21 protein-coding genes are annotated in these 22,916 nt (G+C 62.3%); 14 read left to right on the plus strand and 7 right to left on the minus strand.

The annotated features are described in order from the left end of the window. The first annotated feature begins 120 nt into the window (after nt 1-120). The 5 genes from L610_RS02530 to L610_RS02550 all read left to right on the plus strand — a co-directional run bounded on the left by L610_RS02530 (nt 121) and on the right by L610_RS02550 (nt 4,852). Nucleotides 121-1,221: an ABC transporter ATP-binding protein gene (locus L610_RS02530; protein ID WP_144702218.1), complete on the plus strand. Its 1,101-nt coding sequence runs from the start codon at nt 121-123 to the stop codon at nt 1,219-1,221. A gap of 3 nt (nt 1,222-1,224) precedes the next feature. Next, on the plus strand, nt 1,225-2,148 hold the full coding sequence (locus L610_RS02535) for an ABC transporter permease (RefSeq protein ID WP_144702221.1): 924 nt from the start codon (nt 1,225-1,227) through the stop codon (nt 2,146-2,148). After that, nucleotides 2,141-2,950: an ABC transporter permease gene (locus L610_RS02540; RefSeq protein WP_144702224.1), complete on the plus strand. Its 810-nt coding sequence runs from the start codon at nt 2,141-2,143 to the stop codon at nt 2,948-2,950. The genes L610_RS02535 and L610_RS02540 overlap by 8 nt, the downstream gene beginning before the upstream one ends. Before the next feature lie 29 nt (nt 2,951-2,979). Beyond that, nucleotides 2,980-4,014 carry an extracellular solute-binding protein gene (locus L610_RS02545; RefSeq protein WP_024849068.1) on the plus strand — a complete coding sequence of 345 codons (1,035 nt, stop codon included), beginning with the start codon at nt 2,980-2,982 and terminating at the stop codon, nt 4,012-4,014. Between the two features lie 289 nt (nt 4,015-4,303). After that, nucleotides 4,304-4,852, plus strand: coding sequence for an HdeD family acid-resistance protein (locus L610_RS02550; protein WP_051473290.1), 549 nt, complete (start codon nt 4,304-4,306; stop codon nt 4,850-4,852). A 165-nt stretch (nt 4,853-5,017) separates the two neighbouring features. On the opposite strand, the gene L610_RS02555 is transcribed toward L610_RS02550, so the two are convergent. Next, nucleotides 5,018-5,932 (minus strand): peroxidase family protein, encoded by a 915-nt coding sequence (locus tag L610_RS02555; protein WP_144702227.1) that lies wholly within the window; start codon nt 5,930-5,932, stop codon nt 5,018-5,020. A 278-nt stretch (nt 5,933-6,210) separates the two neighbouring features. Between L610_RS02555 and L610_RS02560 the strand changes: the two genes are divergently transcribed. From L610_RS02560 to L610_RS02575, 3 genes are all read left to right on the plus strand, one after another. Further along, the gene (locus L610_RS02560) at nt 6,211-7,617 is read left to right on the plus strand and encodes a sensor histidine kinase (RefSeq protein ID WP_144702230.1); all 1,407 of its coding nucleotides are present in this window, start codon (nt 6,211-6,213) and stop codon (nt 7,615-7,617) included. After that, nucleotides 7,614-8,306, plus strand: a complete 693-nt coding sequence (locus L610_RS02565) for a response regulator transcription factor (RefSeq protein WP_024849088.1) — start codon at nt 7,614-7,616, stop codon at nt 8,304-8,306. Before L610_RS02560 ends, L610_RS02565 begins: the two co-directional genes overlap by 4 nt. 510 nt (nt 8,307-8,816) lie before the next feature. Continuing rightward, nucleotides 8,817-9,575, plus strand: a complete 759-nt coding sequence (locus L610_RS02575) for an SDR family NAD(P)-dependent oxidoreductase (protein WP_144702233.1) — start codon at nt 8,817-8,819, stop codon at nt 9,573-9,575. 182 nt (nt 9,576-9,757) lie between these two features. Here L610_RS02575 and dctP read toward each other — a convergent pair whose 3' ends face one another. The 4 genes from dctP to L610_RS02595 all read right to left on the minus strand — a co-directional run bounded on the left by dctP (nt 9,758) and on the right by L610_RS02595 (nt 13,667). Next, on the minus strand, nt 9,758-10,837 hold the full coding sequence (dctP, locus tag L610_RS02580; RefSeq protein WP_144702236.1) for a TRAP transporter substrate-binding protein DctP: 1,080 nt from the start codon (nt 10,835-10,837) through the stop codon (nt 9,758-9,760). A 26-nt stretch (nt 10,838-10,863) separates the two neighbouring features. Further along, entirely contained in the window at nt 10,864-12,195 is a 1,332-nt protein-coding gene (locus L610_RS02585) for a TRAP transporter large permease subunit (RefSeq protein ID WP_144702239.1), read from the minus strand. Next, nucleotides 12,192-12,671: a TRAP transporter small permease subunit gene (locus L610_RS02590; protein ID WP_246658897.1), complete on the minus strand. Its 480-nt coding sequence runs from the start codon at nt 12,669-12,671 to the stop codon at nt 12,192-12,194. Before L610_RS02590 ends, L610_RS02585 begins: the two co-directional genes overlap by 4 nt. Nucleotides 12,672-12,743: 72 nt before the next feature. Beyond that, nucleotides 12,744-13,667 (minus strand): DeoR/GlpR family DNA-binding transcription regulator, encoded by a 924-nt coding sequence (locus L610_RS02595; RefSeq protein ID WP_246658898.1) that lies wholly within the window; start codon nt 13,665-13,667, stop codon nt 12,744-12,746. A 6-nt stretch (nt 13,668-13,673) separates the two neighbouring features. Here L610_RS02595 and L610_RS02600 point away from each other — a divergent pair, with 6 nt between their 5' ends. After that, nucleotides 13,674-15,068 carry an NAD(P)/FAD-dependent oxidoreductase gene (locus tag L610_RS02600; RefSeq protein WP_246658899.1) on the plus strand — a complete coding sequence of 465 codons (1,395 nt, stop codon included), beginning with the start codon at nt 13,674-13,676 and terminating at the stop codon, nt 15,066-15,068. Then, complete coding sequence (locus L610_RS02605; protein WP_186441287.1) at nt 15,065-16,273, plus strand: NAD(P)/FAD-dependent oxidoreductase; 1,209 nt, start codon at nt 15,065-15,067, stop codon at nt 16,271-16,273. Before L610_RS02600 ends, L610_RS02605 begins: the two co-directional genes overlap by 4 nt. A 114-nt stretch (nt 16,274-16,387) precedes the next feature. On the opposite strand, the gene L610_RS02610 is transcribed toward L610_RS02605, so the two are convergent. Next, the gene (locus L610_RS02610) at nt 16,388-17,509 is read right to left on the minus strand and encodes an acyltransferase (RefSeq protein WP_144702242.1); all 1,122 of its coding nucleotides are present in this window, start codon (nt 17,507-17,509) and stop codon (nt 16,388-16,390) included. Between the two features lie 208 nt (nt 17,510-17,717). Here L610_RS02610 and L610_RS02615 point away from each other — a divergent pair, with 208 nt between their 5' ends. From L610_RS02615 to L610_RS02630, 4 genes are all read left to right on the plus strand, one after another. Beyond that, the gene (locus L610_RS02615) at nt 17,718-17,978 is read left to right on the plus strand and encodes an acyl carrier protein (protein ID WP_034330977.1); all 261 of its coding nucleotides are present in this window, start codon (nt 17,718-17,720) and stop codon (nt 17,976-17,978) included. A 28-nt stretch (nt 17,979-18,006) separates the two neighbouring features. Then, nucleotides 18,007-19,530: an AMP-binding protein gene (locus tag L610_RS02620; protein WP_144702268.1), complete on the plus strand. Its 1,524-nt coding sequence runs from the start codon at nt 18,007-18,009 to the stop codon at nt 19,528-19,530. Next, nucleotides 19,523-20,848, plus strand: coding sequence for a type III PLP-dependent enzyme (locus tag L610_RS02625; protein ID WP_144702244.1), 1,326 nt, complete (start codon nt 19,523-19,525; stop codon nt 20,846-20,848). Before L610_RS02620 ends, L610_RS02625 begins: the two co-directional genes overlap by 8 nt. A gap of 136 nt (nt 20,849-20,984) precedes the next feature. Beyond that, nucleotides 20,985-21,818, plus strand: coding sequence for a hypothetical protein (locus tag L610_RS02630; protein WP_144702247.1), 834 nt, complete (start codon nt 20,985-20,987; stop codon nt 21,816-21,818). A gap of 2 nt (nt 21,819-21,820) precedes the next feature. Here the strand turns inward: L610_RS02630 and L610_RS02635 are convergent, their stop codons facing one another. Then, nucleotides 21,821-22,492: a polysaccharide deacetylase family protein gene (locus L610_RS02635; protein WP_144702250.1), complete on the minus strand. Its 672-nt coding sequence runs from the start codon at nt 22,490-22,492 to the stop codon at nt 21,821-21,823. Nucleotides 22,493-22,916: the final 424 nt, after the last annotated feature.

Raw genomic sequence — 22,916 nt, forward strand, 5'->3', positions numbered from 1 at the left:
CAAAAAAATCCGCCTTTGTTTGCGTACATACGGTTGCCAAGCACTCTCGCCTGTGATGACATTCCGGTGGGGAACAAAACCCGTCACAAGAACGGGCTCCTGAAAATAATGGGGTAACGCGTGCCGGATCAGCCGGAGAGCAATGCCATCGACGTCCGCAGTGTGCGGAAGGTTTTCGGTGCTGGAGAATACGCCGTCACGGCGCTGGACACGGTTTCGGTGTCCATTAGAGAAAATGAATTCTTCACGTTGCTGGGGCCGTCCGGCTGCGGCAAGACCACACTACTTCGCCTGATTGCCGGGTTCGAATACCCGTCCGAAGGCGAGATCCTGCTGTACGGCAAGGACATTGCTGGCCTCCCGCCACACAAGCGGCCGGTCAACACGGTTTTCCAGTCCTACGCGCTGTTCCCGCACATGACGGTGGCGGAAAACATCGCCTTCGGCCTCGAAATGCTGGGCAGGCCAAAGGACGAGATCAAGGCGCGCGTCGCCGAAATGCTGGCGTTGGTGCGCATGGAGAACCTGGCCAACCGCCGCACCAGTCAGATCTCGGGCGGCCAGCAGCAGCGCGTGGCGCTGGCGCGCGCCCTTGCCCCGCAGCCGAAGGTGCTGCTGCTTGACGAGCCGCTCTCGGCGCTCGACTACAAGCTGCGCAAGGGCATGCAGATCGAGCTGAAACGCCTGCAGCACGAGACCGGCATCACCTTCATCTTCGTCACGCACGACCAGGAGGAAGCGCTGACGATGTCCGATCGCATCGCGGTCATGACGGCGGGCAAGATCCTGCAGGTTGGCTCGCCGCGTGACATCTATGACCGCCCGGCCGAGCGCTTCGTCGCCGACTTCATCGGCGAGAGCAATTTCCTCGAGGCAGAAGTGGTAATCGTCGAAAATTGCCGCGCAACGGTGCGCCTGTCCTCTGGCGCCGAGATTTCCGCTGCGGTGCCAGAGGGCCATTCGCCGTCAGGGCGCGCGACCATCGTTGTCCGCCCCGAGCATGCGCGCATCGTGCCGGAAGGCGACGGAGCCTCGCTCCATGGCACAGTCGAGAACGTCGTCTATCTCGGCACCGACACGCATTTCCACCTGCGGATCGACGACGGGACGCTGTTCGTCGTGCGGAGGCAGAACAGCCCCGACGCGGCGCAGGGGCTTGCGGCTGGCCAGCGCGCGGGCGTTGCGATCAGCGCGGATGCCGCGCAGCTTCTCAGGAGCTGACCGATGGCCACCGCAGCCGAGACCGCCCGCGCCGCCGAAGCCAGGGACCGGCGCGACCGCTGGCTGCTGTCAGCGCCAGCGCTCATCATCATCTTCGTCGCGGCGATCGGACCGTTGTTCGTCATGCTCGCCTACTCCTTCATGGAGAAGGCGGACTATGGCGACGTGAAGTTCGGCGTCTTTTCGCTGGAGGGCTGGGTCTCGGTCCTGTTCCAGCGCGACATCTTCGACGATACGCTGGGCCTTGCCGACGCGCACCTGTCCATCCTGTGGCGCTCGATCAGCCTGTCGCTCTACACGACGGTGCTCACGCTGCTGTTTGGCTTTCCCACCGCCTACTTCATCGCCACGCGCCCGGCGACAACCCGCGAGGTCTGGGTCTTCCTCGTCACCATTCCCTTCTGGACCAACCTTCTCATCCGCACCTTCGCGATGCAGCAGGTGATCCGCAACGAGGGTCTCATCAACACGGCGCTGATCTCGCTCGGCATCATCGAGCGGCCGTGGCAGATCATGAACACCGACCTCGCCATCCTGCTCGGCATGACCTACGTCTACCTGCCGCTGATGGTGCTGCCGCTCTATGCCAGTATCGAGAAACTCGACTTCCGGCTGATCGAGGCGGGCTACGACCTCTACGCCTCTCGCTGGCAGGTGCTGCGCCGGATCGTCATTCCGCTGGTCAAACCCGGCATCGTTGCCGGCTCAATTCTCGTCTTCATCCCTTCGCTCGGCGCCTACGTCATTCCGCGAGTGCTGGGCGGAGGCAAGAGCATGATGCTCGGCAACCTGATCGAGCTGCAGTTTGGTGCCGGTCGCAACTGGCCGCTGGGGGCGGCGATCTCGATCACACTGATGGCGCTGGTGATGGTCGCGCTCCTGTTCTACGTCCGAAACGTCTCGCGTTCGGGGGCAAGCCATGGCTAGACGTCAGCGCGCCTATGACATCCGCCGGCAGCCAGGCTTTGGCCTGATCGCGCTGTTTACCTTCTTTGCGCTCTACCTGCCGATCGCAGCCCTCGTTGCCTATTCCTTCAACGCGGCCGACTCGCTGTCGCGCTGGGACGGGCTGTCGCTGCGCTGGTTCATCTCGGCCTGGAACAACCAGGCAGTGCAGGATGCTTCGATCCGCTCGCTGCTCCTCGCAACCTGGGCAGCGACGCTGGCAACGATCGCCGCCACGATGGCGGCACTAGCGACGACGCGCACGCCGAACTATCCAGGGCTTACCTTCAAATACGTCTTCATCAACCAGCCGCTGATGGTGCCGGAGATCGTCACCGGCGTCGCGCTGCTGATCGTCTTCTCGCGCATCAAGGTTTGGACCGGCTACACCGGCATGGGCTACCTGATCCTTGCCCACACCGCCTTCTGCATCCCGTTTGCGTATCTGCCGATCCGCGCGCGCCTTGAGAGCATGGACCTCACTCTGGAACGCGCTGCGGCCGATCTTTACGCGACGCCCTGGCGCGCCTTCTGGCGCGTGACGCTGCCACTGCTGCGGCCCGCGATCATCGCCGGCTTCATGCTCGCCTTCGTCATCTCGCTCGACGACGTCGTCATCACCGAGTTCGTCAAGTCCGGCGGCCAGGACACGCTGCCGACCTACATGCTCGGCCAGCTGCGGCGCGAGACGAGCCCCGAAATCAATGCCATCGCCACGGTGTTCCTCGCGCTGTCTGTCGTGCTCGTCACCGTGTTCTATTTCGTCAATCGGCGGAGGCCATGACCAGCCTTGCCAACAATGGGAGAACGGCAATGAAGTGGAAGACAACGACCGCCGCTGCGGCGGTTACGGTGTTTGCCCTTGCGGGCACCGCATCGGCGGAAGGCGAGCTCAACATCTACAACTGGGGCGACTACACCAGCCCCGAACTGATCAAGAAGTTCGAGGAAACCTACAAGGTCAAGGTTACCATCACCGACTACGACTCGAACGACACCGCGCTCGCCAAGGTGCGCGCCGGCGGCCATGGCTTCGACATCGTCGTCCCGTCGGCCAACTACGTCCCGATCTTCGTTGCGGAAGGCCTGCTGCTTGAAGCGCGGCCCGACCAGATGGAAAACTTCAAGAACGTCGACGAACGCTGGGTCAACGTGCCGTGGGATGAGGGCCGCCATTACACGGTGCCGTGGCAGTGGGGCCTGTCTGGCACCGGCGTGAACACCAAGGTCTATGGCGGTGACATCAACACGTCGGCGATCTTCCTCGACCCGCCCGCGGAACTGGTCGGCAAGATCAACGTCGCGCCGGAAATGAACGACGTGCTGTTCTCGGCAATCAAGTACTTCGGCGGCGACTGGTGCACGGACGACAAGGAACTGCTGAAGAAGGTGCGCGACAAGCTCGTCGAGGCAAAGCCCAAGTGGCTGGCTATGGACTACAGCGTCACTGAGAAGCTGCCGGCCGGCGACTATGCCGCGGTGTTCTACTGGAACGGCGCCATCATGCGCTCGCGCATCAAGAACCCGGACATCAAGTTCGGCTACCCGAAGGAAGGCTTCCCCTACTTCATGGACAGCGTCGCGATCCTGAAGGACGCGAAGAACGTCGACAATGCCAAGCTGTTCATGAACTTCATCATGGAGCCGGAAAATGCGGCGATGATCTCGGCCTTTGCGAAGTACGCGAACGGCATCAAGGGATCGGAACAGTTCATGCCGGATGACATGAAGGACGCACCTGAGCTCGTCGTTCCGGCCGAATTTGAAGCTGCTGGCGAGTTCCTCCTCTCTTGCTCGCCAGAGGTACAGCAGCTCTACACCCGCATCTGGACGGACGTTCAGAAGTAAGCGTTTTTTGCCAGCGTTGGGAGCTGGCCGACCGCCCGTTACCGCATCCTATCCGGAGGCCGCCCCAAGCGGCCTCTTTCTTAATGAAGAGATACAGCGTTTTGCTGCAATGCCCCTGCCGCGCGCCAAATCCGGAGGCCTGAGGCGGCCACCATAGCCCACCAGTGTATTTCACCCGCAAGCGTGGTAGACTTGCCTCTCCGTTCAGAGGGAGTTCGCCATGACGAACCTTTCCGTAGGATCATCCAGCGCGAGGCTGGCTGGTCAGGGCCTGAGCGCGGGGTGGCTTATGGCCCTCGCAATTTTCTTCATCATTCTCGGCTGCATCGGCCTCATCGCCAGCTACTGGATGACGGCGGTTGCGGTGTTCTGGTTCGGCGTGCTGGCCGCTGCCGGCGGCATCGCCGAGATCATCGACGCCTTCCGCCAGCGTGAATGGAAGGGCGTTTTCTGGCACGCCCTGATGGGCATCATCTACCTCGGAACCGGCATCCTGCTCGTCACCATGCCGCTTGCGGCGGCCTTCTGGCTGACGCTGTTCCTCGCCATCTCGCTGGTGGCGACAGGAGTGCTGCGCATCATCCTCGCCTTCCAGCTACGCGGTGAAAGCGGTGTCTGGCTCGCAGTGCTCCTCTCCGGCATTATTTCGATCCTGCTCGGCGTCCTCGTCTACCGCGCGGTCATTCCGCCTGACCAAGCGGTGCTGGCGACACCCGAAGGCATGACGCAGTGGCTGCAGTCGTGGGGCTGGGTGATCGGCACCTTCGTCTCGATCGAGCTCCTGATGGAAGGCTTTTCCCTCTGGACGATCGCGCGGCTGGCGCGAAAGGCTGCCTGACGCTGCGGCGCCCGGCCCAACCGCAGAGCGCCAGGAATAGAACGGCCGCGCGGACCGCGCTGTCGCGCAGCCTTGCGCTCGTGCTGATTGCGGTGATCCTTACTGTCGCGGCGCTATGGTTCGCCGCCACCGTCTTTGCGCCGCTTGCCTGCGCGCTGCTGATCATCAACCGGTGTTGGCCGGCTTTCCATCCGGTCCTCCCACATACTCGCGCATGAAGACCTGCTTCGATGCGTGCGAACTGTAGGTCTGGTTCTGGTCGACCCAGGGCGTCGTGGTGTTGCGCGCATCTTCGCCCGTGCTGGCGCGCGTCATCACCATGAAGTTCGTCTGCGGACTGTTCGGGTTGTAGAGCGGGTCATCCGGCGAGAGCGGGATGTAGACCGTGCCATTGCCACCCCTGGCGACCAGGTCGAGGCCGTGGTCGAAGAACTGGCCGAACAGCGTAAACATCGAGTTGTAGGATGCCGAATCGCCGATATCCGGCGCAACGTTCGGCAACAGGATGGTAGGGCCATCCATCTCGATGCCGTACTTTTCCAACGCAGCATCAAGGAGCGCCTTCTGGCTGGCGTAGCTCTGCGAGTTCTCGTCGAGGTCCTTGATAACCTGCCAGAGCTGGCAGATCTCCTGCACTGCGGCCGTCTGTGCCGCGCCAGTTACACCCGCATGCTCCAGCGCCGCGATGAGGGCGGCCGGATTGTTGAGTGTCTGGTCAACGATCAGATTCGAGATCAGGCGCGGCTCTGCGTCAGCGACATCTCCCGAGACGCCGTAGTCGTTGTTCGAGGTATAGGTGAAGCTGCCTGAGCCCTGCCTGAACGACTGATCCGTCAGATACTTGAACTCGTAGTCGGCTGCGCCCCACTCGGTGCGTCCGGGCAGCAGGTTGTTGTAGCTGCCGTCGACCGTACGCAGACCGTAAGGCTGCAGGTGCGCCTGCGGAGACGCTGGCGAATTCGGGTCAGTGCCTCCAGCTTCCGCGACCAGCTTGTTCAGGTCCTCGCCCGCAGCATGCCGTTCTGCAATCTTGATTTGCTTCAGAATGAATTCGAGATCGTGCTTTACGATATTAACCATGACTGCCTCCCGTCTTTTCCAGACAAATGACGCAACCGGCGGCCGCCTTCTGCGATAAGCACGCAATTGCGCATCGGAGACATGATGATCGCGTTATATTGGGTCGGACTACTTCAGTTGGTCCGACGATTTACTTCCCCGGAAGGGCAACAGGCCCAGATCTGAAGCCCTGGCCGGACCCCGGACTTTAGTCTAGTCACATCATTGGACCATCGGACGTACCGCCACTTGCCCGGATCGATAGAGTTGGCTTGGGCAACAATGCGTTCGGGGCAATCATGGGCGTACTGGCATTCTCACAGCCGCGCAGGCGATGGGCAGACAGCTTCAGCCGGATGAGCCAACCCTCGCAGTTCGCACTTGCCGGAGGCATCGTGCTCCTCGCGGCAATGACCTTCGGCGGCTTCATCATTTCGGGCATCATCTCACGCGCGACTGTCGACAGCACCGCGGCCAGCTCCGCACTGTTCCTCGACAGCCTGATCTCACCCGCTGTCCAGGAGCTTGCCCGCTCGGACAGCCTCAGCCCCGGCAGCATCGAGCGACTCGATACCATGCTGAAGGACGGCCCCATCTATGGCCGCTTCGTCCACGTCGACCTGTGGCTGCCCGACGGATCACTGGCCTATTCCACCAGCAGCGAACTGATCGGCGGCAAGTTCGCAACGCCCGAGGGTGCTGCCCGCGCCTTCGAAGGCTATGTCGAGGCGCGGTACACCGACCTGCAGGCCGCCGAGCATACGGCCCGAGGCTGGAACACGCGGTTCCTAGAAATCTACGTGCCGCTGCGCGAACACCTTTCAGGCCTCATCATCGCCGTCGTCGAGGTGCATGAGCTGACCGCTCCGCTCGAGGAAAAGCTCTTGTGGCTGCGCACGCAGACCTGGCTGGTGCTGATCGCCGCAACGCTGCTGATCGCGGCTGCACTGGTGGTCATAGTCTGGAAGAGCGGCCGTCTACTCGCCGAGCACCAGTCGGCGTTGCGCAACCGGCTGAAGCAGATCGAGCGAGTGTCGGAGCAGAACCGCAAGCTGCGCCAAAAGGTGCAGTGCGCCTCGGCACGCCTGGCCGAGATGAATGAGGCGCACCTGCGCAATGTCGGCGCCGAACTCCATGACGGGCCGGCGCAGCTGGTTGGCCTTGCAGCGCTGAAGCTCGAACAGATCCGGCGTGCCGCCGACCGGCGCATGCGCGAGAATGTGCTCCAGTCGATCGAAGGCGTGCTGACCGAGGCGCTGCAGAACATGCGCATCATCGCCCGTGGTCTGATGCTGCCGGAGATCGAAGGCATGACGCTCGGCGAAACGGTCCGTGCTGCCGCCGATGCGCATGAGCGACGCACGGGCACTAAAGTTTCGGTTGCCCTGGACGACTATCATGGCGACCTGCCGCCGGCGTTGCGAATCTGCGCCTACCGTTTTGTGCAGGAGGGCCTGAACAACGCCTTCCGTCATGCCGGCGGCAAGGGCCAGACGGTGGAGTGCCGAGTCGAAGGCCGCCTGCTTACGGTGCGCGTCAGCGATGCGGGCCATGGCCCGCACACCGAAACACGCGGCTGCGGCCTTGGGCTCATGGGCCTGCGCGAACGCGTGGAAAGCCTCGGCGGCATCTTCACCATGAACCAGACCGCAAACGGAACCACCATCGAGATGACAGTTAACCTCGGACAAGGGGACGAAACATGAGTGAGCGGATCAGAGTCGTTGCCGTGGATGACCATCCGCTGTTCAGAGCGGGCGTCGTCCAGGCGATCCAGCTGGACGACGCAATCAACGTTGTTGCCGAAGGAAGTTCGGGAAGCGAGGCTGTCGAGCTCGTCAAGAAGCACAGGCCGGACCTCGTCCTCCTCGACATTTCGCTGCCCGGGGGCGACGGCATCGAGGCGGCCGCGGCGATCTCGGATTGCGCTCCTTCGACCCGGATCCTGATGCTGACGGTGTCAGGCGACTGCAGCGACGTTATGCGGGCGGTAGAAGCAGGCGCAGCCGGCTACGTGCTGAAGGGCGTGAACGCGACCGACCTGATTATGGCGGTGAAGAACGTTGCCTCGGGCGAAACCTTCATGTCGCCGAACCTCAGCTTCGGCCTGCTAACAGCGCTCGGCAAGGCCGCGAAGCCTGACCCCCTCGCCGCCCTCACTCCGCAGGAGCTTCGCATCCTGCAGATGGTCTCGACGGGCCTTGGCAACCGCGAGATTGGCGAGCGGCTCGGCGTCTGTGAGAAGACGGTGAAGTACCACGTCACGAACCTGTTCCGGAAACTCAACGTCCGCAACCGCGTCGAGGCAGCGCTCTTACTGAAGGAACGGGGACAGGAGAAGATATTCGGCTCGCTGGCAAGTCCCCGCGGCGCGCCAAGCCTCAGCGCTGCCTGAACCGCGTTCCCTGGTGTCCGGTCAGGGCTCCCCGAAACGCTGCGAGGGGCGGCTGCCGAAGGCAGCGCACCCCTCGCCGATCAGGAAAGGCCTGCCGGGGCCATTTCCGGCAGGCCCACAGTAGCAGGCGGGAGAAGGCTCCCGCCCTGATATCTCTTAGCGGTACGGGTAGCCGGCCTTTTCCTGGTCGGCCGCGTACTTCTTGAAGATCTCAACGACCTTGCGGGCACGCTCGGATTCGCCGGCAATCTCGTCCCAGAAGCCCTCGGCATCCTTGACGATCTGTGCCCACTCTTCCTTCGGAAGCTCGGTCTGCTCCAGCTTCTCGCCGTGGACNCCGCCGCCGCGGCGCTGAAACTGCCGCGCTCGACGATGCGGACGAAGAGATTGAGCGTTGCCAGCCTGTCCATGCGATTGTTCCACCCTGCCAAACAATGCTGACCGAAAACACGGTCTAATCATGGCGGCACGTCACGCCCAGATTGGGAACCTCACGAACAGGAGGTTTTCATGTCTCAATCCCGCATCGCTCTTGTCACCGGCGGCAGCCGCGGACTTGGCCGCTCGACCGTAGAAGCGCTGGCGCGTCGCGGCGTCTCGTTGATCCTTACCTACCACAGCAACCAGGCCGCAGCCGACGAAGTCGTCGCAAATATCCGAAAGAAGGGCGTCCGGGCCGCCACCTTGCCGCTCGACACCAGCGACACGAAAGCGTTCCCCGTCTTCGCGCAGGAAGTCAGGCGCGTCCTAGGCGGATGGGACGCGGATAGCTTCGACTATCTCGTCAACATGGCTGGCACGTCGCACAGCGGCCTGATCGATGAGGCGACGGAGGATGACTTCGACGCCGCCTACCGCGTGCACGTCAAGGGGCCGTTCTTCCTCACGCAGACGTTGCTGCCCCTGATCGCCGACGGCGGGCGGATCGTGAACATCTCGTCAGGGCTGACGCGCATCATCAACCCGGGCCGTATCGTCTACGCGTCGATGAAGGGAGCCGTCGAGGTGATGACGCGCTACATGGCGAAGGAGCTCGGGCCCCGCCGCATTGCGGTGAACGTCGTTGCACCCGGCGCTATCCAGACCGACTTTTCCGGCGGCATCGTTCGGGACAATCCGGATGTTGCCCGTCACATCGCCGAACTGACCGCCCTCGGCCGCCCCGGTGTTCCCGACGACATCGGCCCGATGATCGCTTCGCTGGTTTCGGAGGACAACCGTTGGGTCAACGCCCAGCGCATCGAAGTCTCCGGCGGCCAGGCCATCTGACTGAAAGTATTGCGGGGTTGTCGTCAGGGATCAGCGCGATCTGTGGCGACATCTGTCGAAACGACGCGAGGGGCGGCTGCGCAAGGCAGCGCACCCCTCGCCGATCTGGATAGGCCTGCCGAGGGCAATTTTCCGGCAGGCACACAGTAGCAGGGCGGGAGAAGGCTCCCGCCCTATATCTCTTAGCGGTACGGGTAGCCGGCCTTTTCCTGGTCGGCAGCGTACTTCTTGAAGATCTCTACGACCTTGCGCGCGCGCTCGGATTCGCCCGCGATCTCGTCCCAGAAGCTCTCGGCATCCTTGACGATCTGTGCCCACTCTTCCTTCGGAAGCTCGGTCTGCTCCAGCTTCTCGCCGTGGACSCGCAGCTGTGCCTCGCCGCCCCAGTACCAGACGTTGCGGTAGTAGTGCGACTGGTCAATCGTCGTGCGATAGAGCTGCTGCAGGTGCGGCGGCACCTTGTTCCAGCTCTCGGTGTTGACGAAGTAGGAGCCAAACCAGGCGCCGGTGACCGAGTTCGACAGCGCGTACTTGCACACGTCYGCCCAACCCACTTCATAGGTCTCGGTGAAGCCGCACCAGGCAACGCCGTCGAGGTCGCCCGTGCGCAGCGCGACTTCCACGTCGTCCCACGGAACCGTGACCGGGACCATGCCGTAGCGCGACAGGAAACGGCCGGCGGTCGGCACGCCGAAGACGCGCAGGCCGTTAAAGTCGGCGATGCTGCGGATCGGCTTGTTGGTGGTGAAGATGTGGAGTGGGTCCCAGGCGCCGGTCGACAGGTAGGTGACGTTCTCGACTTCGGCGTAAGCCTCCTCCCAGATCTTGTCGAGGCCGTAGTACATGAACATCGCCGCCACATCGAGGCTGTAGCGGGTCGCGAACGGGAAGTAGCCGCCGAAGACCGCGATGTCGACCGGCGAAGCCATCGTAGCCTCGTCCGACTGGATCGCGTCGAGCGTGCCATTCTGCAGGGCGCGGAACAGCTCGGCGGTCGGCACCAGCTGGTCGGCGTAGTAGAGCTCGATCTCCATCTCGCCGTTGGCGGCGGCGTTGAAGGCGTCGATCTGCGGCTTGATCACGTGCGCGCCGAGCGGGGCACCCGAATAGGTCTGCAGGCGCCACTTGATCGGAGCCTGCGCCTTGACGATGGCCGGCGCAGCGAGTGACGCCGGCGCAGCAAGGCCGGCGGCGGCCAGGAACTTGCGGCGGGTAGCGAGGATGCGCTCGGACGGCGATTCCTTCTTTATGTTGTCAGTCATTCCACTCTCCTTCGGTTTTTTGTTTTTCATCCACGCACGTAGCTTGGGAGCCAGGTTGCGATCTGCGGGAACAGCATGAGCAAAGCGATCGTCAGCATGATCATGATGACGAAGGGCCAGATCGAACGATAGATGTCGACCAGGGTGATCTCCTTCGGCGCCAGTCCGCGCATCAGGAACAGATTGTAGCCGAAGGGCGGGCTGATGTAAGCGATCTGGCAGGTCATCGTGTAGAGGATGCCGAACCAGACCATCTGGTTGTCGATGCCGAGGTCGAGGCGCGCAACCAGCGGGATGTAGAGCGGCGCGACGATCACCAGCATGGCAGTGTCGTCAAGGAACATGCCCATCAGGATGAAGCTGAGCTGCATCAGGATGATGACCGCCCAGGGCGACAGTTCCCAGTTGTGAATGAAGACGTTCTCGATCGCGCGTACGGCGCCGATGCCGTCAAAGACCGACGAAAATGCCAGCGCACCGAGGATCACCCACATGAACAGAGCGGTGATCGACATCGTCTCACGCGCGGTCTCGTTGATCAGCGCGAGCGACAGGCGACCCTTCCACGCAGCTGCAAGCGTCGCCGAGAGTGCGCCTACCGCAGCACTCTCCAGCAGGCTGGTGTAGCCGGTGAGGAACAGGCCGATCATCAGCACGAAGATGATCACTGGGATGATACCGGCACGCAGGAGAATGAGCTTCTCACTGAGCGGCATCGACAGTTCCTCGTCGCTCAACTTCGGCGTGAGGGACGGGTTCAGCTTGACGCGAATGAAGACGTAGATCGAAAAGATCACGGCCATCATCAGGCCAGGGAACACGCCGGCCAGCCAGAGGTCCGACACCGGCTGACGGGCAATCACGGCGAAGAGCACCATCACGACGGATGGCGGCAACAGGATGCCCAGGGTCGAGCCGCCCTGCACGACGCCAGTGATCAAAACCTTGTCATAGCCGCGGCGCAGCATTTCCGGCAGCGCGATCGCCGAACCGATCGCGAGGCCCGCGACGGAGAGGCCGTTGATCGCACTGATGATGACCATCAGCAGGATGGTGCCCAGCGCGAGGCCGCCCGGCAGCCGGCCGAACCAGACATGCATCATCTGGTAGAGTTCTTCGGCGATGCCGCTCTTGGAAAGCATGTGCCCCATGTAGACGAACAGCGGGAGCGTGAGCAGCGCGTGCCAGGAGAACAACTTGAACGCTGCATTGAACGGCAGCTCGGCAGAGGCATTTCCGTAAAGAGACAAGGCGCTCGCGGCAGCAACAGCGCCGATCATCGCGAAGACCCTCTGGCCCGTCAGCATGAGCACGACCATGCTGGCGAACATGAGGATGGCGATCAATTCGTAGCTCATGCCAGCACCTTGCCCCGCACCTTGGCGACGTCCTTGAAGAAGATTGAAATGCATTGAAGGATCATCAGCACGATGCACACCACCATGAGCACCTTGATCGGCACGACCGAAGGCGCCCAAAGGGACGGGAGCCGCTGGTTGGTCGCCCACGAATATTTCAGCGACGAGATCGCCCCCCACAGCATGACCGACAGATAGAAGATCACGATCCAGACCGTGAATGCGTCGATCAACGCCTTGGCCCGTTCGGACAAGTGCGCGTAGATCAGGTCGAGGCGCACATGGGTGTCGTCCTTCAGGGTCTTGGGGCCAGCCAGGAAGTACATGGCCGCCAGCGTGAACTGCGCCGTCTCAACCGTCCAGTTCTGGACCTTATCGAACGCCTTGTCCGAGATGACGTCGAACAGCAGGACGAAGATCATCACGTAGATGAGATACTTCGCGAACGCACCAATGAATTCTGCGAGCCCGTCCATGAACCGCACGTAGGATCTAATGGCCGAGGACATGCTCTGCCTTTCGGTCGGGATTGTTCGTCTTGTTTGGTGTCACGCCAGAGTTACCCCCGTAGATCTTATTAGCGCGGCCTCATCTGCCCCGATCAGGACGTCACAGACTAGAACATCGATTTCGTGTAGACGACAGATCCGATGTGCTGCCTGGCGGCCGAATTTGTCGTAATGCGCGACCACGATAATCTTCTGAGCATTGGCACACATTGCGCGCGCAATTGAAGCCTCGTTGAAATCGGCATCGAATACGCCTGCCGAGATATCCACAGCTGCGGCGCCAATGATCGCGTAGTCAAGGCGAAATCGGCTGATCTGCTCAATCGCGTCGGGACCGACAGACTCCCCGTTGTCGGGATCGAACTGCCCGCCGACCAGGTGAACCCTTGGCTTTCCGCTACCGCGGGCAAGCGCCTGCGCGTTGCGCACGGAATTGGTGACGGCTGTCATATCCTGGATTTCGGCCAGCTGGTGCGCGCAAGCGAGCGTGGTAGAGCCAGTGTCGATGAAGAAACTGTCACCCGGCCGGATCACCTTGGCGAGCTTGCGGGCGATTTCTGCCTTGCCGGCTGCCGCCTCAGCCATACGCTCGTCAAACGAACCCTCGGCTGTGATGCGGATGCGCCGCGCACCGCCATGCACCTTCAGCAGCAACCCGTTCTCGGCAAGTGTTGCCAGATCGCGGCGGATAGTTTCGGGCGAGACCCTGAATTCCGCCGCGAGGCCATCCACGGTGACCTCGCCATCGCGCTCAACGAGCGCAACTATGCTGGCCTGGCGGCTTTTCGGCTTCACACACCGTTCCCCATTTTTGCTGGCTCTTGCCGACCAGCTCGCCACAATTTTGGCCACATCTATGACCGTGTCAACACGATCAATGTGGTATTTGGACAAAGTCGGGCAATTCGTATGGGTCGGGTTGACTGAATGTGCAATTGTGCTCAGACTTGAGCCAATCAGCAATTCAGAATGTCCATGCCGAACGACGATCTCCCTGCTTCCGGACGCTTTGACGTCGCCATCATTGGCGCGGGCGTCGTAGGCTGCGCACTCGCGCGCCGCTTTGCTTTGGCTGGTGCAAAAGTCGCCGTGATCGAAAAGGCGGTCGACATTCTCGACGGCGCTTCGAAGGGCAATTCTGCGATCCTCCATACGGGCTTCGACGCGCCGGTCGGCTCGCTTGAGCAGGCTTGCGTCGCAGCGGGCTATCAGGAGTATCTTGAGATTCACGGCCGCCTTGGGCTGCCGCTGATCAAGTCCGGAGCGCTGGTCATTGCCTGGAGCGAGGAGGAGGAAGCGCTGCTTCCCTCGCTGATGGAACAGGCACACCAAAATGGCGTCACCGACGTCGAACCGCTCGGCGAAAGGGCGATGCGGCAGCTGGAGCCCGGCCTTGGCAATGGTGCTCGAGCCGCATTCCGTGTGCCACGCGAATATCTGATCGACCCATGGTCGGCGCCGTTCGCCTATCTGCTTCAGGCGGTCGAAAACGGTGCCAGAATCATCCGCGGCGCGGAAGTGACTGGCGGAGAGCGCGACAGCGATGGGTGGACGCTACAGACGACGCGCGGCAAGGTCGCGGCGCGGCTGGTGGTTAATGCCGCGGGCCTCTGGGGCGACCTCCTCGATGAGAAGCTGATCGGCGGCCGCGACTTCCACATGAAACCACGCAAGGGCCAGTTCGTCGTCTACGACAAGCCGGCCTCGAAGCTCGCCTCGCACATCCTGCTGCCGGTGCCAAACAAGATCACGAAGGGTGTCGTCGTCTGCCGCACCGCCTTCGGCAACCTGCTGGTCGGCCCCACCGCCGAGGATCAGGACGATCGCGAGCACGCGCTGCTGGTCCCCGAAACACTCGAGGCGCTGAAGAAGCGCGGCGAGGAAATCCTTCCCGCTCTGAAAGACCACCAGGTGACTGCAATCTATGCCGGCCTGCGCCCGGCAACGGAGTTCAAGGACTACTGCATCAAGGCACATGACCGCAGCTACATCACCGTCGGCGGCATCCGCTCGACGGGCCTGTCGGCCGCGCTCGGCATCGCCCAGCATGTGCTGAAGCTCGCGGAACTGCAGTTCAACCCGCCGGTCGATCCGGTCTGGCCGACGGTCTCCAACATCAGCGAATATTTTCCGCGCGACTGGCAGAGGGAGGGCCACGGGGGCATCGTGTGCCACTGCGAGATGGCAACGAAGCGCGAGATCCTCGCTGCGCTCGACGGCCCGCTGCCCGCACGCAGCCTGGCCGGTCTTAAAAGGCGGACGCGCGTCACCATGGGCCGCTGCCAGGGCTTCTTCTGCTCGGCCGAACTGGCCCAGCTGACCGACGGGCATTTCGACCGGCCGATGGCGGAGAAGGCACAATGACGCTGCCGCAGGAAACCGACATTCTGGTTATCGGGGCCGGCCCTGCAGGTCTTGCCGCAGCGACAATCCTGGCAAAGACCGCACGCGTGCTGGTCGTTGATCGCGAGGCAACTGCCGGCGGCATTCCGCGCCACTGCGGCCACTACCCGTTCGGCATGCGCGAATTCCACCGGCTGATGAAGGGACCGGACTATGCCCGCGCGCTCGTTGAGCGGGCGGTGCAGGCAGGCGTCACCATCGCCACCCGCGTCAATGTCGTGCAGCTTGAGCCCGGCCCGCTCGTGACGGTTACCTCCGACGCCGGCCTCTCCGAGATCCGCGCGAAAATCGTGCTGATCGCAACGGGCGTACGGGAAAGCTCGCGTGCCCAACGCCTGATCGGCGGTGAAAAGCCCGGTGGCATCATCCCAACAGGTGCGCTGCAGGGCCTCGTTTATCTCGAAGGAAGGCGTCCGTTCCGCCGCCCTGTCATCCTCGGTACCGAGCTCGTGTCGTTCTCGGCGATCATGACATGCCTGCACGCGGGCATCCGTCCGGTGGCGATGATCGAGCCGAATGCGGAAGCAACTGCCCGCTGGCCGGCCGCACTCTACCCGCGCCTCAAGGGGATTCCGCTGCATCTGTCGACGTCGATCCGTGCCATCGAGGGCCGCGAGCGCGTGGAACGCGTCATCGTTGACGGTCCTACGGGGATGCAGGCGATCGAGACCGACGGCGTCATCGTTACCGGCAAGTTCCGTCCGGAAGCCACCCTGTTCGACGGCAGCCATCTGGAGAAGGATCCCAAAACCGGTGGCCCGGTCGTTGACAATTTCGGCCGCTGCTCCGACCCGGCCTACTTCGCCGCCGGCAACCTGCTGCGTCCGGTTGAGACCGCCGGCTGGAGCTGGTCGGAAGGTGTTGCCGTCGCGCGGTCCATCGAGGCTGGACTTACCGGCAAGCTGCCCGCCCCGGCAACTCAACCGGTCACTCTGAAGGGCGACGCTCTTTCCTGGGTCGTCCCGCAGCGGATCAGCGTACCGTCAGACGGCGCTCACCAGCGCTTTCAGCTGCGCGTGAACCGGAAGGTTAAGGGCCGCATCTCTGCCCGCGTTGGCGGCGTCGAGTATGCCTCACTCAGCATCGACACCCGCCCCGAACGCCGCATCTCCCTGCCGCTTCCACCGACGGCCCAACCGGTGGAGATCGTGCTGGAGGCGAAATAGAGGCTTCAAGAGCGCCTCCGGGCTTACCACTGTCAATGCCCCCGGCGCGGCGTCTCGCGCACGGCAAATTCGATCTGGGTGTCGCTCTTAAAAGCCGGTCACGCGATCCTTGCGCTACGTTCGCGTTCGCGGACCTGTGAGCAGAGGCAGGACCTGCGCTTTCTGGGCAAGCTCCTGAATCACAACCGCCACAATGATGACCAACGGAAACTGCCCTATCCAGATCAATGGAAAATAGGGAGCGTCCGGTGAGAAGCCTATTACCCCCGCGGCCGCGGCAACCACGGTAACCGTCAGCATGTGGCTGCAGAAGACCATGAAGATGTAGGGCTCCACCCGGCGTAAACCGGCGGAAAGCGCGCCTCCCCAGCCTTCGATGTCAACGGCGATCCGCCACATCAGCACGGATATGCAAATCCGGTTCAGCCAATCCACCAGTTCGCCCTCCATCCACCCGTGAGCGGCCACGTCGAGGATGAGCAGGTTCACCACGAGGGAGATTGGGGGCACCAGGTGCGTCTTTCCAGAAAGCCCGATCACACCCCCTACCGCGAAGAATGCAAGGATCTGCGGTCTGAGCGTCAGAACGCCACCACTGAGCGCCTCGACGAGCACCATGATGAGAAGCAGTGCGCCACCAGCAACCCTGTTCCTGCGGTAGAGAAGGATGCTCGCAACGCCGATGATCGCGCACATGAACACGTCTCGAAGAAATGCGAGAGGCTCGTTGACCGGCGCGGAAGTGACCGACAACAAACCGTTGATCCACTCGGCGGGGCTATGCGGCACCCTGGTCTCGTCCCCTGTGGCAATCGCATGCCCCTCATAGACGCCCAATAGCAGTGCTGACCACACCGCCATCGGATAAAGCAGGGAAAATGCCTTATTCAGGAGGAGCTTGAGGGGCGGTCGCCGAGCAATCGTCGTGGTGAGCAGGACGCCGGAAATGAGGGACAGAAGCGGGACAGACCCGCGCCCCAGGTACTCGGCGACGAAAATGTAAACCCAGTGAAACCAGGTATCTGCCGCCTCGATCTTCGTGGCGCCAGGCCAGATATGCACGGAGATCATCGAGAGGATGCAGAGGACACGGGCAATGCGGATCGCGTCCGAAGTCGCGTGGTTGAGGCCGCTGCCCGGCACGGCCTGCCGGCTCTCCGATACCGAGGAATGCCGGGAACGGATCAACGTTCCGGCTGCTTCTGCTCCGGCAGGCCCCTCATTGAACCGCTGCATGGCAGAGCGTGGCTCCTCAGCACACCCGTCGATAACTATCAAGCATAGCAGTTGCGTGACAGGGGCAGCAGATGACCTGCAGTATACCTTTTTGATGATGTGCCGCCCTCTCGGCTGACCAGAAGTGGACCCCGCCCCCCTTCAACTGGCTCTGTATGCGGCCGCGTGCAGCTGTGTCATCAATTCCCTCTCATCTGGGAGTGATGGAATGAGTGCGGAAATCAGGGAGCGGCTACGCCGCCTCATCTCGGAAATGTTGGTGGCGCGCGGGCATCCTGGCGTCATCGATGACCGGGAGTCCTTATTCACCAATGGCCACCTGGACTCACTTGCCGGCACAGAAATGATGATGCTGCTGGAATCTGAGTTCAACGTCGACTTCTCCGATCCGGATTTTGAAATCGATGCGCTGGATACCATCGACGGCATCGTTACCGTCGCCGAGCGAGCAGCTGCTGCACGCGTCTGATCGGGCCCAGAACGTGGGGGATCCGGCGATGCAGATTGCCCGAAGTCCCTACCTGCTACACCATTTGCTGGAACAGAGCCCCGCTCGACCCGAGGATCTCGCGATCGTTGATCGCGATCGCCAAGTTACCTACGGCGAGTTCGCAGGCTTGGCTGCCGCCTGCGCAGCGACGTTGGTGTCGCAGGGGCTTCGCGAGGGCGATCGGGTCGGGATCTTCCTGCCGAAGTCGATCGAAGAATGCATGGCAATCTTCGCCATCAGCATTGCCGGCGGCGTGTTCGTGCCGATCAACGTCAATCTGCGCCGACTACAGGTCCGGCACATCCTTGAGGATTGCGGCGCGCGTTTCCTGATCACCAACCCCCAGGGTCGTGAGATCGCCGAAGACATCCCGGACCTCGCGATCATAGATGCTGCAAACGCGGCGCAGTTCTCCTCGCAAGAGCCACAAAAACCGTGCGGCCGCATCGGTGAGGATCTCGCCGCTCTGCTTTACACCTCCGGCTCAACCGGGACGCCGAAGGGCGTCATGCTCAGCCATCGCAATCTTGTGGCCGGGACACGAATTGTGCGCACCTATCTCGGCATCAATTCGAGTGACCGCATCCTGTCAGTCCTGCCTTTTAGCTTTGACTATGGGTTGAACCAGCTACTCACCGCGATCGAGCAGGGCGCCACGCTGTACCTTTGTCAGTTTCAGTTCGGCGATGAGATCGTCAAGGCTCTGGAGGAGTACCGTATAACCGGCCTTGCGGGCGTGCCGACCATCTGGGCGATCCTGACCCGCCTCGCACCGAGCCTGCGCAAGACACCACTGCCGCACCTGCGCTACATCACCAACTCGGGCGGTGCGGTGCCTACCGAGACGGTCAAGCGTTTGCGGGAGCTGTTGCCGTCGACGCGCATCTTCCTCATGTACGGGCTCACTGAGGCGTTCCGCTCGACTTATTTGCCCCCTGAAGAGCTGGATCGCAGGCCCAATTCAATCGGACGCGCCATTCCGGAAACGCAAATCTTCGCCCTTCGCGACGATGGCCAGCGGGCAAAGCCGGGCGAGCCCGGGATCCTGGTGCATCGTGGTCCGACCGTCTCGCTCGGCTACTGGAAGCGTCCGGACGCTACGGCCGAGGTCTTTCGCCCCAATCCGCTGGTTCCCCCGAACGCAGGGGGTGACACCGTATGTTATTCCGGCGACCTCGTCGTCGAGGATGAGGAAGGCTTCTTCTACTTCGTCGGCAGACGCGACGCGATGATCAAGTCGTCGGGCTACCGCATCAGCTCCACGGAAGTGGAAGAGGCACTCATGGCAACCGGTGCCTTCCGTCAGGTTGCGGTGATCGGAAAACCTGACCCTCTGGCGGGGCAAGTCGTGCATGCAGTCGCAGTGCCGATGCGCGACGAGACGAACATTCCCGAGGTACTTTCGGCGGCCGCGCAACGCCTCGCTCCCTACATGATGCCGCGCGCGATCGAGCTGGTACAAGCCTTGCCAATAACGCCGAACGGGAAGGTCGACTACCTGACTTTGACCAGGGAGAGATCGGGTGGCTGAACCGTCCCGGGCGCTTGCTTGCGATCTGATCTCGGAAAACTTCTCGATCGTCTCAGAAACATTGCACATTGGCGGCCTGAGCGTGCCGGACTTGGCTCGCCGCTTCGGGACCCCCCTGTTCATCTACGATCTAGGCATCGCGCGCTCGAATCTAGCCCAGCTCCGATCTGCACTACAGGGCTTTGCCGACGTCTTCTACTCCGTGAAAGCAAATCCGAACCAGGAGGTCATCCGATTCTTTGTCAATGAAGGTGCGGGGCTGGAGATCGCGTCGGGTGCTGAGTACTTGCGCGCCCGCGCAGCAGGCTCCCCTCCCGGCCGCATCTTCTTTGCAGGACCTGGAAAATCCGACGAGGAACTTCGGCTCGTTCTTCGCGAGGGGATAGGCGAGATCCACCTAGAAAGCTTCGAGGAGATCGACCGGCTGGATGTTCTCGCTCGAGCGGAAGGAGCGCGGCCGCACGTCGGACTGCGGATCAATCCTGTAATCTCCGCCCAGGGCGGGGCGATGCGGATGGGCGGGCGGGCAGCGCCCTTCGGCTTTGATGAGGAACTCCTCCCTGAAGTCGTCGCCGAGATTGAGAAGCGGCCGTCACTGCACCTCCAGGGCGTTCACCTCTACTCCGGCACCCAGATCCTTGACGCGGACACGCTCGCCCGGCAATGGCGCCATGGGCTCCACGTCGCACGAAAGATGGCAGGACTTCTCGGGCGGCCGCTAACCACGCTTGATCTGGGTGGCGGGCTTGGCATTCCCTATTTCGCTGGTGACCGCTCGCTTTGCCTTGAGTCTCTGCAAGGCCATGTAGCGGAGCTGCGTGCCGAGTTGGCGGCCACTGAGGAATTACAAGGAACGTCTATTGTCATTGAGCCCGGCAGGTACCTGATCGGCCCCGCCGGCATCTATGTTTGCGGCGTGCAGTCCTGGAAGGTTTCGCGCGGCAGCACCTTCGTCGTGACTGACGGCGGCATGCACCATCATCTGGCGGCGAGCGGAAATCTCGGGCAATTCGTAAAGCGCGACTATCCGGTTGTTCCGGCGACCAATCTCGCTGCGAACGAGTTCGTCCAGTGCAGCGTCGTCGGGCCATTGTGCACGCCTCTCGATACGATCGGGCGCGACGTGGCCCTGCCCCGCATGGCGCGCGGCGATCTTGTCGTCGTGCTGCAGTCGGGAGCTTATGCCCTGTCGGCCAGCCCGAACGGCTTCCTAAGTCATCCGACGCCGGCTGAGGTAATCGTCGAGGGCGGCGCCGCGCGAGAGGTTCGCCCGCGAGGCTCCTTTAGCGCACCACTGAGCCAGCTTCCGCTTGCATAGGTGTCGGCTCGCTTTGCTAAGCAACGAGCCCACAATGGAGCCACGCAATCCTCCGGAATGGGTAGGTACAGTCAATTGCGGGCGCGAGCGCGCGCTGTAAGAAATACGGTAGAAAGCAGATGTTGCGGACCGTGCCATGCACCAGCAAATCGAGAAGATCCCGAGGTCTGCCCGGAGCGCGAGCCGCGTCAGCTTCCGCGAAATCACCTTCAACGACCTCGAGGCGATCCTCGAATTGCTGTGCGAGGGATTCCCTCGGCGCACGTATCAGTACTGGCAAGAGGCGCTCGCCAGGCTGACGGAACGCCCGCTGGTCGCGGGCTTCCCGCGCTACGGGTATCTGCTGGAGGCTGAGGGCCAACCACAGGGGGTGCTGTTGCTGCTGACAGCGGTCGTCGACTCGGCCGTTCGCAGCAATTTGTCCAGCTGGTACGTGCGCCAGCCCTATCGCGGTTTCGCGACGCAGCTCGTTCAACTGGCCACGCGTACTCGCGGCGCCACATATCTCGACCTGACGCCCGCGCCAAAGGTCCTGCCTATAGTCGAAGCGCTCGGCTTCAAGCCATACTCGAACGGAACGCTCCTCTTCACGCCACGTCTTCTTCTGTCGGGGAACGCCGGGGCGCGGATAGTCGGTCCCTGCAACGAGGATGATTGTGACGGCTTCATCCTGGAAGACCGCGAGGGCCGAATGCAGGCCTTGTACCGGATCAAGACGCTGAAAAGACTCGTTCCCGCGGCGCGATTTGTTTTTGGTGATCCAAAGAGGCTATGCGCCGCCGGTGTTGCGGTCGCACGGGCGTTGCTCAAGCGCGGCATACCCCTTGCGATGGTCGATGCGCCGCTCGGTTTCGAGCCGCCCCCCGGCATCGTCCTGATGCCGGAGAGAGAAATCCGCTACAGCAAGCATGGCGAGCCGCCTGCAGTCGGCGATCTCCGTGAGAGCGAAATCGCGCTGTTCGGTCCGTGACCCTAGAGGCGCTTCTTGATCTCAGCCTTGATGCGGCGCTTGAGGCGCACGAACAGCGGCTCCGGGTCAAACAGCGCGTGCATGCGCGCTGGAGACATATCGCGGCGTAGTGAGGTTCTGCCGGCAGGCCAGTCACCATCGCGGGCAACGCCACCATCACTGCTGTAGAGGTGCTTGAAGCCCGCATGGCGCGCCTCTGCCAGAACCTTGCGATTGTATCCGCCAAAGGGCAGGCCCGCAGCGTCAATCGTCTGGCCGGTCAGGTCCTGCAGCCGCTTCCTGGGCGTGTGGATCTCGTCCACCAGTTCCCCTTCGTCGAGCGTCTTCCAGTCACGGTGCGCATTCCCATGCGACCCGATCGAGTGACCCATGTCGATAAGGTCGCGTAGGGCGATCTGATCAAGCGATCCCTTCTGTCCAATGCGACCCGTGAGGACAAAAATCTGCGCGGAAAAACCCATCCTTGCCAGGAACGGTCCGGCGATAGTCGCATCGGAAAGATTGCTGTCGTCAATCGTGAACGCGCACTTGACCTTATCGAGCCTTGACGCGGCGAAGCTGACGATATCCTGAAACTGTTCGACCGAGAGCCAATAAGGCTCTTCTCCCGGCTCAAGCACCCGTTGCGGGCTCCCGATACCGTGTAGGTTCAAGATGATCTGGGCTTCCTGCATCGCAACGCCCCGGTACGCCTAGCAACAATAGCTACCCTCCGGTCCGCGGCATCGCAATTCCACCAAAAGTTTAGAGCCCTTCTTCAGCAAATTCGCGTTCCGGAAGCACGACGGGTCGAGTTCGCTGCACGCGCGCGACCTGACTCTGTCACCTGTGGCTGAACTGGCCCAAGACGCGCCACCGGGCGCTCTAGACGGGTCGATCGCGTTAAAGTGCGTATTCCGATGAAGCCGGCCATTGATTCCGAAACGAAGCCGGCCACCTGTTCCGATTTSAWBCCGGCCAGCATTCCGATTTGAAGCCGGCCAGTCGATGCTCCCCTGGGTCGTTGTTTTGAATGGCTCCTGTTTGTCGTGCGGTCAAGCGGCGGATGGAGTGTGGCGCTGCTTTCGCAGGCTCTCGCCGCTGAGTTCAATGCGGTAG

Origin of the sequence: Aminobacter sp. J44 (genome assembly GCF_007829415.1) — a bacterium.
Classification (GTDB): Bacteria; Pseudomonadota; Alphaproteobacteria; order Rhizobiales; family Rhizobiaceae; genus Aerobium.